This window comes from Pseudomonas sp. C7.1, assembly GCF_056312395.1.
Genome location: NZ_JBWDTL010000003.1, coordinates 678,307 through 691,717 on the forward strand (window position 1 = coordinate 678,307; position 13,411 = coordinate 691,717).

A 13,411-nucleotide genomic window follows, 5' to 3' on the forward strand; every position below is an offset into this window, starting at 1 on the left:
GCCTGTTGATGAACCGCGAACGACCGCAAAGCAACCTGCTGCACAGCGACCCGCAGATCGCCAGCCGCCAGCGCTGGATGGGCGTACTGGCCCGCGCCAGCGGCCAGCTGGCGGCCTATGAGTCGGTGTTGAAAGAGGTCGATTACCGCCTGATCCGTGCACCGGAAATTGGCATGACCCTGGTGCGTGGGCGCATGGGCGGTACTGGCAGCCCGTTCAACCTTGGTGAGATGAGCGTGACCCGCTGCGTGGTGCGTTTGGCCGATGGCCGCACCGGTTACAGCTACGTGAGCGGCCGCGACAAGCAGCACGCCGAACTGGCGGCCCTGGCCGACGCGCATTTGCAGGGCAGCGAACAGCCGCACTGGCTGAGCCGACTGATCGAACCCCTGGCGGCAGCGCAACAAGCCCAACAGGCGGCCAAGGCCGCAGAAACCGCAACCACCCAGGTGGAATTCTTCACCCTGGTCCGAGGAGAAGACTGATGAACGCGGCGAATAGCTCGCAATGGCTGCAACCGGCCTTCAATGATCCGGTGCTGGATGCGCAGACCAGCTTCCGCAGCGCACTCAAGGCCCTGGCCGAACCCGGCCTTGTGCAACCGCTGAACCGCGCCCTGGCCCTGGAAAACCTGCATCCGGCGACCTACGCCCTGTGCCTGGCGTTTCTCGATGGCGATACGCCGCTGTGGCTGGCGCCGTGTTTCGACACCCCGGCAATCCGCGCCAACCTGTCGTTCCACTGCGGCTGCCCAATTGTCGCCGAGCGCGAGCTGGCGCTGTTTGCCCTGCTTGATGAGCACGAGTTGACCGACCTCTCGGCCTTCGACAATGGCAGCGAGCGCTACCCGGATCAGTCCTGCACCTTGCTGATCCAGCTCAATGCCCTCAGCAATGGCGAAGCGCTGCGCTGGCGCGGGCCGGGTATCAAGGACGTACGCAGCGTCGAGTTGCCGCTGCCGGCGCTGTTCTGGCAGCAGCGCCAGGCGCGCAGCGCCTTTCCCCGGGGCCTGGATGCCTTCTTCGCTGCCGGCGAGCAGGTTATTGGCCTGCCGCGCAGCACCCGCGTGCTGCTCAATGCCGAGGAGGCTGCCTGATGTACGTCGCCGTCAAAGGTGGCGAGCGCGCCATCGACAATGCCCATTTGCTACTGGCCAAAAAGCGCCGTGGCGATACTTCCATACCCGAACTCAGCGTCGAACAAGTGCGCGAGCAGATGCCCCTGGCCGTGGCGCGGGTGATGAGCGAAGGCTCGCTGTACGACCCGCAGTTGGCAGCCCTGGCGATCAAACAGGCGGCCGGCGACCTGATGGAGGCGATCTTCCTGCTGCGCGCCTACCGCACCACGCTGCCGCGCTTCGGTGCCAGCGCCGCGCTGGAGACCACGCAGATGCAGTTGACTCGGCGCATCTCGGCGACCTTCAAGGATTTGCCCGGCGGCCAGCTACTCGGCCCGACCTTCGACTACAGCCACCGCCTGCTGGATTTCGCTTTGCTGGCCGAGGGCGAACAGCCAGGGCCGCAGGTTGATCCGCAGGCTGAACTGTCGCCGTGCCCACGGGTGCTGGATTTTCTCGCCGACGAAGGCCTGATGGCCCGCGAGGCGGATGACGGCGCAGCGGTGCCGGATATCACCCGCGAACCGCTGGATTTCCCCGCCAGTCGCGCGCAGCGCCTGCAAGCTCTGGCCCGTGGTGACGAAGGTTTTCTGTTAGCGCTGGGTTATTCCACCCAGCGCGGCTACGGGCGCAACCACCCCTTTGCCGGGGAGATCCGCATTGGCGCGGTCGAGGTCTGGCTGGAGCCTGAAGAACTCGGTTTCGCCGTGCCGCTGGGCGATATCGAAGTGACCGAGTGCGAGATGGTCAACCAGTTTGTCGGCACCAGCCCTGAGCAGGCGCAGTTTACCCGTGGCTACGGCCTGGCCTTCGGCTATGCCGAGCGCAAGGCCATGGGCATGGCCCTGGTCGACCGCTCCCTGCGCGCGGCGGAGTACAGCGAGGAGGTCGAAGGCCCGGCGCAGCAGGAAGAGTTTGTGCTGATGCACTGCGACAACGTCGAGGCCGCCGGCTTCGTCTCGCATCTGAAATTGCCGCACTACGTCGACTTCCAATCCGAGCTGGAGCTGATCCGCAAACTGCGCAAGCAGGCCTGCGAGCAGCCCGCCGCCGAGGAGCAACGCGCATGAATGCTCAAAGTCAGATTACCCGCGCCCCGGAAGCCGGATACAACTTTGCTTATTTAGACGAACAGACCAAACGCATGATCCGCCGTGGCCTGCTCAAGGCCGTGGCGATTCCCGGTTATCAGGTGCCCTTCGGTGGCCGCGAGATGCCGCTGCCCTATGGCTGGGGCACCGGTGGCATGCAGCTGACTGCGGCGATTCTCGGTGCCGAGGATGTGCTCAAGGTGATCGACCAGGGCGCGGATGACACCACCAACGCGGTGTCGATCCGGCGCTTCTTCGCCCGCACCGCTGGGGTTAAAACCACCACCCGCACCCCCGAGGCGACGGTGATCCAGACCCGTCACCGCATCCCGGAAACCGCGCTGACCGGCGATCAGATCATGGTTTACCAGGTGCCGATCCCCGAGCCGCTGCGCTTTATCGAACCCTCGGAAACCGAGACCCGCACCATGCACGCGCTGGAAGATTACGGCGTGATGCACGTCAAGCTGTACGAGGACATCGCCACCTTCGGCCATATCGCCACCAGTTATGCCTACCCGGTGACGGTGGACGAGCGCTACGTGATGGACCCATCGCCCATCCCCAAATTCGACAACCCCAAGCTGCATATGAGCCCGGCGCTGATGCTGTTCGGCGCAGGCCGCGAAAAACGCCTGTACGCCGTGCCGCCGTTCACCCGGGTGGTCAGTCTGGACTTTGAAGATCACCCCTTCGAGATTCAGCGCTGGGAAGAATGCTGCGCCTTTTGTGGCAGCCAGGATTCCTACCTCGACGAGTTGATTGTCGACGACGCCGGGACCAAGCGCTTCGTCTGCTCCGACACCGACTACTGCATGCAACGCCGTGACCTTGAAGAGGAGGGCGCGCAATGAGTGCTGCCGAAAAATTGCACCTACGCAGCGACACGGCGCAGCCGCTGTTCAGCGTGCGCGACCTGACCCGCCTGTACGGCCCGGAGAAGGGCTGCCAGGGCGTGTCGTTTGATCTGTATCCGGGCGAGGTGCTGGGCATCGTTGGCGAATCCGGTTCGGGCAAGTCGACCCTGCTCAGTCTGCTCTCCGGGCGCTGCCCACCGGATCGCGGCGCAGTCAGTTATCGAGATACGGCCGGCAACTGGGTCGACCTGTACAGCGCCAGCGAAGCGCAGCGCCGCACGCTGCTGCGCACCGAGTGGGGCTTTGTCGAGCAGAACCCGCGTGACGGCCTGCGCATGGGCGTGTCGGCCGGAGCGAATATCGGCGAGCGGCTGATGGCCCAGGGCGTGCGCCATTACGGCGAGCTGCGCGCGGCCGGCATCGACTGGCTGAAGCAGGTGGAAATCGACCCGCTGCGCATCGACGACCTGCCGCGCACCTTCTCCGGTGGCATGCAACAGCGCTTGCAGATCGCCCGCAACTTGGTGTCCAGCCCACGGCTGATCTTTATGGACGAGCCCACCGGCGGCCTCGACGTGTCGGTGCAGGCGCGCCTGCTCGACCTGCTGCGCGGCCTGGTGCGCGAGCTGGACCTGGCGGTGGTGATCGTCACCCACGACCTGGCCGTGGCGCGCTTGCTGGCGGATCGGCTGATGGTGATGCGCCGCTCCCACGTGGTCGAGGCCGGCCTGACCGACCAGATTCTCGACGACCCGCAGCATCCCTATTCGCAGTTGCTGGTGTCGTCGGTGTTGCAGCCGTGACCGTTGCTTTTTGTAGGAGCCAGCTTGCTGGCGATCAATTGCCGAATCGCCAGCAAGCTGGCTCCTACAGGTTCAATTCGAGGTTTATATGAACAACCTGATCGAGGTCTCTGGCCTTAGCAAGACCTTCACCCTGCATCAGCAGCACGGCGTGGTGCTGAATGTATTGAGCGGGCTGCATTTCAGCGTGCGCGCCGGCGAGTGCCTGGTGCTGCATGGCCAATCCGGTGCGGGCAAGTCGACCTTGCTACGCACCCTGTACGGCAACTACCTGGCCGCCGGCGGCAGCATTCGCGTGTTGCACAACGGCGTATGGGTCGAGCTGGTTGGCGCAGAACCGCGTCAGGTGCTGGCGATACGCCGGCAGACCCTGGGCTATGTCAGCCAGTTTCTACGGGTGATTCCCCGTGTTGCCACCCTGGATGTGGTGATGGAACCGGCCCTGGCCCGTGGCTGGAGCAAGGCTGACGCCGAGGCGCGGGCGAAAAGCCTGCTGAGCCGTCTGAATATCCCCCAGGCCCTGTGGCAGCTGGCCCCCGGCACCTTCTCCGGCGGCGAGCAGCAGCGGGTGAATATTGCTCGCGGCTTTATGGTCGCCTGGCCGCTGATGCTGCTGGACGAACCCACCGCATCCCTGGACGACGCCAATCGCCAGGTGGTGCTGGAACTGATTGATGAAGCCAAGGCCGCTGGTAGCGCGCTGATCGGCATCTTCCACGACCGCGCCGCCCGTGAGGCGGTGGCCGATCGTTACCTTGATATGAGCGCTGCGGCGCAACAGGAGTACATCTATGCCGGTTGAACAGGTTCTTACCAACGCGCGGATCGTCACCGCCGAGCAGGAGTTTGTCGGCACCCTGGTGCTGCGCGATGGCCTGATTGCCCAGGTGGAAGAGGGCGTTAGTGGCTTGCCCCAGGCGCAGAACCTGAACGGTGATTATCTGCTGCCCGGCCTGGTCGAGCTGCACACCGACAACCTGGAAAAATACATGAGCCCCAGGCCGGGGGTGGATTGGCCCCCAGCCTCGGCGGTGTTGACCCACGATGCACAGATCGCGTCGGCCGGCATCACCACGGTGTTTGATGCCCTGGCGATTGGCGATGTGAATCCGCGCGGCAAGCGCATGCAGCAACTGCCGGAGATGCTCGAAGCCATCGCGGCGGCGGTCGAAGCGGGGCATATGCGTGCCGATCACCGCCTGCACCTGCGCTGCGAGGTATGCCACCCGGATACCCTGGCGGTGTTTCGCGATCTGGTCGAGCACCCGCTGGTGCAACTGGTCTCGGTTATGGACCACGCGCCGGGCCAGCGCCAGTTCGCCAAGGAAGACAAATATCGCGAGTACTACATGGGTAAGTACCACCTCAGTGAGGCGGAAATGGAGGCGTTTATCCTGGAACAGGTGGACAACTCGCGGCAGTACAGCGACCGCCAGCGCCGCAGCATCGTTGCTGACTGCCAGGCCCGTGGTATTTCCGTGGCCAGTCACGACGACGCGACTCAGGCCCATGTGCAGGAATCGGCCAGTTTCGCCATGGCCATCGCTGAGTTCCCCACCACTCTGGAGGCAGCCAAGCTCAGCCACGAGCTGGGCATGAAGGTGCTGATGGGTGCGCCGAATATCGTGCGCGGCGGTTCGCACTCGGGCAATATCGCCGCCGCCGAACTGGCCCGGCATGGCGTGCTGGATATCCTTTCCAGCGACTACTACCCGGCCAGCCTGTTACAGGCCGCTTTGCTGCTGGCCGGGCAGGATAACGGCTATGATCTGCCGCGCGCGATTGCCTGCGTCAGCCGCGTACCGGCCAAGGCAGCCGGGCTGAATGATCGCGGCGAAATCCGCGTCGGCCTGCGTGCCGACCTGGTGCAGGCGCAGGTGCATGGCGGCCAGGCGGTGATCCAGCAAGTCTGGCGACAAGCGAAAAGGGTGTTCTGATGAGCGGCCGGTTGATCTATCTGATGGGGCCTTCGGGCTCGGGCAAGGACAGCCTGCTAAATGCCGCGCGCGAGCGTCTGGCCGAGCGCGGTTGCCTGATCGCCCGCCGGGTCATCACCCGCTCGGCGGAAGCCGTGGGCGAGGAGGCGATTGCTTTGACGCCTGCCGAGTTCGAGCAGCAGGAAGCCGCTGGCGCCTTTGCCCTGAGCTGGCGCGCCAATGGTCTGGCCTATGGCATACCCAAGCAGATCGATGAGTGGTTGGCGGCAGGGCAGGACGTGCTGGTCAACGGCTCACGCGGCTATCTGCCACACGCTTTGCAGTGCTATCCCGATCTGATTGGTGTGTTGCTCACGGTCGAGCCTGCAGTGTTGCGTGAGCGCTTACTCAGGCGCGGCCGCGAAAACATTGAGCAGATTGATCAGCGCCTGGCGCGTAATGCTCAGTTCGATGCCGTCAGCGCCGAGCGTGATGGCCTGCATCTGCTGGATAACTCTGCGTCGATTGAGCGTGCAGTGGACAACCTGCTGGCACTGATCGGGGCCAGCCGCGCATGCGCCTGACCCTGCTCGGCACCGGCGATGCGCGTCAGGAGCCCGTATACAACTGCAGCTGCGCGGCCTGTAGCCGCGCCCGCGACGACCGCCGTTTGCGTCGCGGCCCGTGCTGCGCGCTAATCGAATGCGGCGCGCAGCGCTGGCTGATTGACTCGGGCCTGACAGACCTTACCGAGCGCTTCGCGCCCCATAGCCTGAGCGGCATTCTGCAAACCCATTACCACGCCGATCACGCCCAGGGCTTGCTGCACCTGCGCTGGGGCCAGGGGCTGATTATTCCGGTGCATGGCCCGGATGACCCAGAAGGCCTGGCCGACCTGTACAAACACCCCGGTATCCTCGATTTCAGCCAGCCGTTTGCGCCCTTCGAGCGTCGGCAGCTGGGTGAGTTAAGCGTTACGGCGCTGCCGCTTAATCACTCCAAACCGACCTTTGGCTATTTGCTGCAAGGCTTGACCGCGAACGGCGAACAGCGGCGTATCGCCTATCTGACTGACACCCTCGGCGTACCGGACGCCAGCGCCGAGGTGCTGCGCCAGCAGCCGCTGGATCTGCTGGTGCTGGACTGCTCCACCGCACCGCAACCCATCGCCCCGCGCAACCACAACGACCTGACCCGCGCGCTGGAAGTGGCCCTGCAGTTGCAACCGAAGGAAACGGTGCTGACCCATATCGGTCACAGCTTCGACGCCTGGCTGCTGGAACACCCAGATGCCCTGCCAGCCGGGGTTAGCCTGGCCTTTGATGGGCGTGTCTTTATCTGGAGCGAGGGCGCTGCCGCTGCCGGCTCACTCCATGGAGGCAGGCAGGGCAGGAAATCAGAGGTTTAGCTGACCAAACGGGTCAGGTTGGGAAGAATCAGAATGACGGTGGTGGCAAACACGATCATGCCTGCCTGACGCATTTTTACTGGATTGAACATGGCGGTTGGCCTTGTTGTTTTTTGCGGGTGGTCGTCGTTGTCCTGCGCTATGTGCGGATGCGACGCCACGCCTCGTGTTGGTCATTTAAGCCGCCCCGGCAAAGCCCGGCGACGACACCTAAAACAGCCGTCCTGCGTACTGTTTGCCGGTGGCTTGATTCAACTGTAGGGGGGGCAGCGGCGGGCTATAGACGTCTTGATTACTAAGGTGCGCGGCTTAGTTGCCAGCGGTTATGACGCGGACTCCGCTACAGGCAAGCGGACCTTGAGCTAGACGCGCTTGTTGGCCTTCGTTCAGTGATTGACCGTTTGTCTGAGCTGAGTGGTCAATAGGCCTGAGCACTTCGGTCATTGAGCCTGGCAAAGCAGGGCGTATGGTTGTGTTCACTCAACAAGAACAGGCGCGGGCTCGACTTGCGCCGCCAGCCACCCTCCATTGGAGGTCTGAGGACGCCATGACCGAAGCATTTATTTTCGATGCAGTGCGCACGCCCCGCGGCAAAGGCAAGAAGGACGGGGCGCTTTACAGCGTCAAGCCTGTCGACCTGATCGCCGGTCTGCTCAAGGCGCTGCAAGCGCGCAATAACCTCGACACCAGCCAGGTCGATGACATCGTGCTCGGCTGTGTCACACCGGTGGGCGATCAGGGTGCGGACATCGCCAAGACGGCTGCCATGGTTGCCGATTGGGATGTCAGCGTGTCGGGCGTGCAGCTCAACCGTTTCTGCGCCTCGGGCCTGGAAGCGGTGAACCTCGGCGCGATGAAGGTGCGTTCCGGTTTCGAGGACCTGGTGGTGGTCGGCGGCGTCGAGTCGATGTCGCGCATTCCCATGGGCTCCGACGGCGGCGCCTGGGTGATGGACCCGGCGACCAATATGCACACCCATTTCACCCCCCAGGGCATCGGCGCGGATTTGATCGCCACCCTGGAAGGTTTCAGCCGCACGGACGTCGACAGCTTTGCCCTGCGCTCGCAACACAAAGCCGCCCGCGCCAGCAAGGATGGCTCGTTCAACAAATCGCTGATTCCGGTTGCTGACCAGAACGGCATCGTGCTGCTCGACCACGACGAATTTATCCGTGGCGAATCCACCCTCGAAGGCCTGGGCAAGCTCAAGCCGAGTTTCGAGATGATGGGCCAGATGGGCTTCGACAGCACCGCGCTGCGCGTCTACAGCCATGTCGAGCAGATCAACCACGTACACACTCCGGGCAACAGCTCTGGCATCGTCGACGGTTCGGCCCTGATGCTGATCGGCTCCGAGGCAAAAGGCAAAGAACTGGGCTTGAAGCCGCGTGCGCGCATTGTCGCCACCGCCGTGACCAGCACCGACCCGACCATCATGCTCACCGGCCCAGCGCCGGCCACCCGCAAGGTCCTGGCCAAAGCTGGGTTGAACGTTAATGACATCGACTTGTTCGAGGTCAACGAAGCATTCGCTTCGGTAGTGATGAAGTTTATGAAGGACATGGGCGTCAGCGAGGACAAGGTCAACGTCAACGGCGGCTCCATCGCCATGGGCCATCCGCTGGGCGCCACCGGTTGCGCCATTCTCGGCACCCTGCTCGATGAGCTGGAGAAGCGCCAATTGCGTTATGGCCTGGCCACCCTCTGTGTGGGCGGCGGTATGGGCATTGCCACGATTATCGAGCGAATCTGAACCGTAGGATGGGTGGAGCGAAGCGATACCCATCGCCCCGTTGATGGGTATCGCGGGGCTCAACCCATCCTACGTACCCCACTTTGGGATGAGACCAAAAAAATGACTGACGCCATCCGTTACGAAAAAGGCCAGGACAATATCGTCGTTCTGACCATGGACATGCCCGGCCAGAGCGCCAACACCATGAACGCGGTATACCGCGAAGCCATGGGCAAGATCGTCGAGCGCCTGGAGGCGGAAAATGACTCTTTCGCCGGGGTGATCGTCACCTCCGCGAAGAAGACCTTCTTCGCCGGCGGTGACCTCAACGAGCTGATCAAGGTGACCAAGGCCGACGCGCCGGCCTTCTACCAGATGATCCTCAACATCAAAGGCCAACTGCGCCGCCTGGAATGCCTGGGTAAACCGGTGGTCGCGGCCATCAATGGCGCAGCCCTGGGCGGCGGCTGGGAAATTGCCCTGGCCTGCCATCACCGTATCGCCCTGGACAGTTCCAGCATCCAGCTCGGCTTGCCGGAAGTGACCCTTGGCCTGCTGCCGGGCGGTGGCGGGGTGGTGCGCATGGTGCGCCTGCTCGGTCTGGAAAAAGCCCTGCCTTATTTGGCCGAAGGCAAGAAGGTTCGTCCCGATGCCGCGCTCAAGGCCGGCTTGATCCACGAGCTGGCTTCCGACAAAGACGACCTGCTGGCCAAGGCCCGCGCCTGGATCGTCGCCAACCCAGCGGCGAAACAACCCTGGGATGTGGCCGGCTACAAGATCCCAGGCGGCACGCCGTCCAGCCCCAATGTGGCGCAAATGCTGGCTATCGCCCCGAGCGTATTACGCGACAAAACCAAAGGTTGCTTCCCTGCGCCGGAGAAGATTATGTGCGCCGCCGTTGAGGGTGCCCAGGTCGACTTCGACACTGCGCAGATCATCGAAGCGCGCTACTTCACCGAGCTGACCACAGGGCAAGTGGCGAAGAACATGATTGGCACCTTCTGGTTCCAGCTCAATGAAATCAACGCTGGTGGCTCGCGCCCGCAAGGCTTCGAGCCCTACGTGACCAAGAAGGTCGGCGTGCTCGGTGCCGGCATGATGGGCGCTGGTATTGCCTATGTGTCGGCGGTGGCTGGGATTGAGGTGGTGCTCAAGGACATCTCCATCGAAGCGGCCGAGAAGGGCAAGGATTACTCGGCCAAGCTGCTGGAGAAGAAGGTCGGCCGTGGTCAGATGAGCGCTGACAAGCGCGATGGCATTCTGGCGCGGATCAAACCTACCGTCAGCGATGCTGACTTCGAAGGCTGCGACCTGATTATCGAAGCGGTGTTCGAGGATCGTGACCTCAAGGCCAATGTCACGGCCGCTGCCGAACGTGCGGCGCTGAGCGATGCGGTGATCGCCTCCAACACCTCGACCCTGCCGATCACCGGCCTGGCGACGGCGGTGCAGAAGCAGGACAAGTTTATCGGCCTGCATTTCTTCAGCCCGGTGGACAAAATGCCGCTGGTGGAGATCATCAAGGGCGAGCACACCAGCGACGAAACCCTGGCGCGCGGCTTCGACTACGTCATGCAGATCAAGAAGACCCCGATCGTGGTCAACGACAGCCGTGGCTTCTTCACCTCGCGGGTCTTCGGCACCTTCACCAACGAAGGCCTGGCCATGCTCGGCGAAGGCGTGAGCGCGGCAATGATTGAGAACGAGGCGCGCAAGGCCGGCATGCCGGTCGGCCCGCTGGCGATCAGCGATGAAGTGTCGATGAGCCTGATGAACCATATCCGTCAGCAAACCATCAAGGACCTGGCTGCCGAAGGTAAGCAGATCCCCGAGCATCCGGCCTTTGCCGTGATCGATATGATGCTTAACGAGTACAAACGGCCTGGCAAAGCAGCGGGTGCGGGCTTCTACGATTATCCAGCGGGCGGCAAGAAGCACCTGTGGCCGGAGCTGAAAGCGCGTTTCGAGAAGGGCGATGCGCAGATCTCGCAGATCGACGTGCGTGATCGCATCCTGTTTATCCAGGCCATCGAAACCGTGCGCTGCGTGGAAGAGGGCGTGCTCAAATCGGTGGCCGACGCCAATATCGGCTCGATCTTCGGCATTGGTTTTGCCGCCTGGAGCGGCGGCGCGCTGCAGTTTATCAACCAGTACGGGGTAAAGGACTTTGTCGCCCGCGCCCAGTATCTGGCTGAGCAGTACGGCGAGCGCTTCCTGCCGCCGGCGCTGTTGTTGGAAAAGGCAGCGAAGAACCAGAGCTTCTAACGCGGTCGCGTTAAAGCTGAGGTACTGAAAACCGGCTCTTTCATGAGCCGGTTTTTTTATCGCTACAGCACTAGACTGCTGCAACGGCCACGCGGGTGTGGCGCAAGGGAGGTGTTATGAAAATCGGGATAAGCAGTGCGCTGGCAATCAGCCTGGGGTTACTGACAGCGCCGGTATGGGCGGATGACTGCGCCAATGCCATGGATCAGTTCACCCTCAACCAGTGTGTGGCGGCGGACTACGCCACTCAGGACAAACGCCTGAATCAACTGTACGGCGATTACCGCAAGCGTCTGGATGATGGGCAGAAGCAGCAGCTTAAGGAGGTGCAGCTGGCCTGGATCAAGTTCCGCGACCTGGCCTGTGCATTTGAGTCGGCGTCAGTGGAAGGCGGATCGGCCTATCCCATGGTGCTTAACGGCTGCCTGACACAGAAGACCGCCGCGCGGGTCAAGGAGCTAGAGCAACTGGCTGTCTGTGAAGAGGGCGACCTCAGCTGCCCGATGCCAGCGCAGTAGCGCTCAGCAGTGCTAACGCTGGTGCGGTCCGGATAATTGGTCGGGTTCGCCCCGCAGCTATTGCCTTGCAGCCTGTCAGCAGGCACGCTTGCGCGCTGGTAAAACAACCCTTCTGCGCCCGAGGTGCCCGACCATATGCCGCTGCAGATATGCATCCTGGAAACCGATGTTCTTCGCCCTGAATTGGTCGACCAATACGACAGTTATGGTCGTATGTTCGAACAGTTGTTCGCCCGCCAGCCGATAGCTGCCGAGTTCAAGGTGTACAACGTGATGGAGGGGCATTACCCGCCAGACAGCGAGCACTATGATGCCTACCTGGTGACCGGTAGCAAGGCGGACTCCTTTGGTCCCGATGCCTGGATTCAGACCCTGAAAACCTATCTGCTGGAGCGCTACAACCGTGGCGACAAGCTGCTCGGTGTATGTTTCGGTCATCAGCTGCTGGCGTTGCTGCTGGGCGGCAAGGCCGAGCGCGCGGTGCAGGGCTGGGGTGTGGGTATCCATCAATACCGCATGGCGAGCAAGCCGACCTGGATGAGCCCTGACCTGGAGCATCTGACCCTGCTGATCAGTCACCAGGACCAGGTCACCACGTTGCCGGAAAATGCCACATTGCTGGCCAGTAGCGAGTTTTGCCCGATTGCCGCCTACTGCATCGACGATCAGGTGCTGTGCTTCCAGGGCCACCCCGAATTCGTGAATGACTATTCGCGCGCGCTGCTCGATCTGCGTCAGCAGCATATCGGTGAGCCAACTTACTCCAGGGGCGTCGACAGCCTGCAGCACGACCACCAGGGGCACACTGTGGCCGAGTGGATGATGCGCTTTGTCGCCCATGGTCGTGCCGGACTGGCTGGGTAACGTGCGGTTGCACGAAAAAGCCCGGTCAGTCTGACCGCAAAGCTGCTCCGCTTAAGTGAACAGCATTGCAGCATATAGGCTGGGCTTGGCAGGCATGTGGCATTGCTTCAGGCAGGCTGCTTCAGCCTTGCGTCCATGGCTGCGATGCACTCTTGCATCTGCGTGCGACAGGTTTCGATCAGTTGCGGTAGGTCATCCTGGCTCATGCCAGTGGTGGGGATGGCCGGTAGCGAGCGGATCATGATTGCACCGCTGTTCCAACGGTTTAGCTGGATATGCTTGGTGTAGGTGCTGACGCATACGGGAATGATCGGCACGCCGGCGGCAATCGCCATCTGGAATGCACCTTTCTTGAACGGCAGTAGGTCCTTGCCCAGGTTACGGGTGCCTTCGGGGAACACCCAGATCGAGGTGTCCTTGTGTTTGAGCGTGTCGGTGGTGGTCAACATTGCTTGTTTGGCACGAATAGCGTTGCCGCGGTCGAGCAATACGTTGCCGGCCAACCAATACAGCTGACCGAAAAACGGCACCCACTTCAGGCTTTTTTTGCCAATACTTACGGTGCGCTTGGGCACCACGCGGCCGAGCACGTAAAGGTCATAGTTGGACTGGTGGTTAGCGATGATTACGCACGCATGCGGGTTTTCCAGCAGCGGCTGTACATCGGTCTTCAGCCTCCAGCCCAGCAGCCACTGCGCTGGGATGCTGTAAAGACGCGCGCAGAGGCGGCTGTTGTCAGGGTTGAACGGGCGGCAGATGCCAAGCAGCAGGCCGAGGATGCCGGCGAGGATAAAGTGCACGCCCATCGCCAGCATGCGCAAAAGAAAAAGCATTTGG

13 protein-coding genes and 1 pseudogene are annotated in these 13,411 nt (G+C 62.5%); 13 read left to right on the forward strand and 1 reads right to left on the reverse strand.

Annotated features, from left to right (window positions below):
• Window positions 1-8: 8 nt before the first annotated feature.
• The 13 genes and pseudogenes from phnG to AC0T4W_RS06475 all read left to right on the forward strand — a co-directional run bounded on the left by phnG (window position 9) and on the right by AC0T4W_RS06475 (window position 12,574).
• Entirely contained in the window at window positions 9-485 is a 477-nt protein-coding gene (phnG, locus tag AC0T4W_RS06415; RefSeq protein WP_476317599.1) for a phosphonate C-P lyase system protein PhnG, read from the forward strand.
• Window positions 485-1,096, forward strand: coding sequence for a phosphonate C-P lyase system protein PhnH (gene phnH / locus AC0T4W_RS06420; protein ID WP_476317601.1), 612 nt, complete (start codon window positions 485-487; stop codon window positions 1,094-1,096). The genes phnG and phnH overlap by 1 nt, the downstream gene beginning before the upstream one ends.
• Window positions 1,096-2,187, forward strand: a complete 1,092-nt coding sequence (locus AC0T4W_RS06425) for a carbon-phosphorus lyase complex subunit (RefSeq protein WP_476317604.1) — start codon at window positions 1,096-1,098, stop codon at window positions 2,185-2,187. Before phnH ends, AC0T4W_RS06425 begins: the two co-directional genes overlap by 1 nt.
• The gene (locus tag AC0T4W_RS06430) at window positions 2,184-3,062 is read left to right on the forward strand and encodes an alpha-D-ribose 1-methylphosphonate 5-phosphate C-P-lyase PhnJ (RefSeq protein ID WP_476317606.1); all 879 of its coding nucleotides are present in this window, start codon (window positions 2,184-2,186) and stop codon (window positions 3,060-3,062) included. Before AC0T4W_RS06425 ends, AC0T4W_RS06430 begins: the two co-directional genes overlap by 4 nt.
• On the forward strand, window positions 3,059-3,868 hold the full coding sequence (gene phnK / locus AC0T4W_RS06435; protein ID WP_476317609.1) for a phosphonate C-P lyase system protein PhnK: 810 nt from the start codon (window positions 3,059-3,061) through the stop codon (window positions 3,866-3,868). Before AC0T4W_RS06430 ends, phnK begins: the two co-directional genes overlap by 4 nt.
• Window positions 3,869-3,956: 88 nt before the next feature.
• Complete coding sequence (phnL, locus tag AC0T4W_RS06440) at window positions 3,957-4,670, forward strand: phosphonate C-P lyase system protein PhnL (protein ID WP_476317611.1); 714 nt, start codon at window positions 3,957-3,959, stop codon at window positions 4,668-4,670.
• Window positions 4,660-5,805, forward strand: a complete 1,146-nt coding sequence (locus tag AC0T4W_RS06445; protein ID WP_476317614.1) for an alpha-D-ribose 1-methylphosphonate 5-triphosphate diphosphatase — start codon at window positions 4,660-4,662, stop codon at window positions 5,803-5,805. Before phnL ends, AC0T4W_RS06445 begins: the two co-directional genes overlap by 11 nt.
• Window positions 5,805-6,368: a phosphonate metabolism protein/1,5-bisphosphokinase (PRPP-forming) PhnN gene (gene phnN, locus AC0T4W_RS06450; protein WP_476317617.1), complete on the forward strand. Its 564-nt coding sequence runs from the start codon at window positions 5,805-5,807 to the stop codon at window positions 6,366-6,368. The genes AC0T4W_RS06445 and phnN overlap by 1 nt, the downstream gene beginning before the upstream one ends.
• A pseudogene (gene phnP / locus AC0T4W_RS06455) lies at window positions 6,359-7,111 on the forward strand (phosphonate metabolism protein PhnP); the annotation flags it as partial. The gene phnN and the pseudogene phnP, both read left to right, overlap by 10 nt.
• Window positions 7,112-7,739: 628 nt before the next feature.
• Entirely contained in the window at window positions 7,740-8,945 is a 1,206-nt protein-coding gene (locus tag AC0T4W_RS06460; RefSeq protein WP_476317620.1) for an acetyl-CoA C-acetyltransferase, read from the forward strand.
• A 102-nt stretch (window positions 8,946-9,047) separates the two neighbouring features.
• Window positions 9,048-11,192, forward strand: a complete 2,145-nt coding sequence (locus AC0T4W_RS06465; protein ID WP_476317622.1) for a 3-hydroxyacyl-CoA dehydrogenase NAD-binding domain-containing protein — start codon at window positions 9,048-9,050, stop codon at window positions 11,190-11,192.
• A 116-nt stretch (window positions 11,193-11,308) separates the two neighbouring features.
• Window positions 11,309-11,710 carry a lysozyme inhibitor LprI family protein gene (locus AC0T4W_RS06470; protein WP_476317625.1) on the forward strand — a complete coding sequence of 134 codons (402 nt, stop codon included), beginning with the start codon at window positions 11,309-11,311 and terminating at the stop codon, window positions 11,708-11,710.
• A 135-nt stretch (window positions 11,711-11,845) separates the two neighbouring features.
• Window positions 11,846-12,574, forward strand: a complete 729-nt coding sequence (locus tag AC0T4W_RS06475) for an amidotransferase (RefSeq protein ID WP_476317628.1) — start codon at window positions 11,846-11,848, stop codon at window positions 12,572-12,574.
• 107 nt (window positions 12,575-12,681) lie between these two features.
• On the opposite strand, the gene AC0T4W_RS06480 is transcribed toward AC0T4W_RS06475, so the two are convergent.
• A complete protein-coding gene (locus tag AC0T4W_RS06480; RefSeq protein WP_476317630.1) occupies window positions 12,682-13,407 on the reverse strand; it encodes a 1-acylglycerol-3-phosphate O-acyltransferase in 726 nt (241 codons plus the stop codon).
• Window positions 13,408-13,411: the final 4 nt, after the last annotated feature.

Bases quoted from the DNA above. Each gene is read 5' to 3' on its own strand.
- AC0T4W_RS06430 (WP_476317606.1), top strand. From the start codon at position 2,184: ATGAATGCTCAAAGTCAGATTACCCGCGCCCCGGAAGCCGGATACAAC.
- AC0T4W_RS06465 (WP_476317622.1), top strand. From the start codon at position 9,048: ATGACTGACGCCATCCGTTACGAAAAAGGCCAGGACAATATCGTCGTT.
- phnH (WP_476317601.1), top strand. From the start codon at position 485: ATGAACGCGGCGAATAGCTCGCAATGGCTGCAACCGGCCTTCAATGAT.
- phnN (WP_476317617.1), top strand. From the start codon at position 5,805: ATGAGCGGCCGGTTGATCTATCTGATGGGGCCTTCGGGCTCGGGCAAG.
- AC0T4W_RS06480 (WP_476317630.1), bottom strand. From the start codon at position 13,407: ATGCTTTTTCTTTTGCGCATGCTGGCGATGGGCGTGCACTTTATCCTC.
- AC0T4W_RS06475 (WP_476317628.1), top strand. From the start codon at position 11,846: ATGCCGCTGCAGATATGCATCCTGGAAACCGATGTTCTTCGCCCTGAA.
- phnK (WP_476317609.1), top strand. From the start codon at position 3,059: ATGAGTGCTGCCGAAAAATTGCACCTACGCAGCGACACGGCGCAGCCG.
- AC0T4W_RS06470 (WP_476317625.1), top strand. From the start codon at position 11,309: ATGAAAATCGGGATAAGCAGTGCGCTGGCAATCAGCCTGGGGTTACTG.
- phnL (WP_476317611.1), top strand. From the start codon at position 3,957: ATGAACAACCTGATCGAGGTCTCTGGCCTTAGCAAGACCTTCACCCTG.
- phnG (WP_476317599.1), top strand. From the start codon at position 9: ATGAACCGCGAACGACCGCAAAGCAACCTGCTGCACAGCGACCCGCAG.
- AC0T4W_RS06460 (WP_476317620.1), top strand. From the start codon at position 7,740: ATGACCGAAGCATTTATTTTCGATGCAGTGCGCACGCCCCGCGGCAAA.
- AC0T4W_RS06445 (WP_476317614.1), top strand. From the start codon at position 4,660: ATGCCGGTTGAACAGGTTCTTACCAACGCGCGGATCGTCACCGCCGAG.
- AC0T4W_RS06425 (WP_476317604.1), top strand. From the start codon at position 1,096: ATGTACGTCGCCGTCAAAGGTGGCGAGCGCGCCATCGACAATGCCCAT.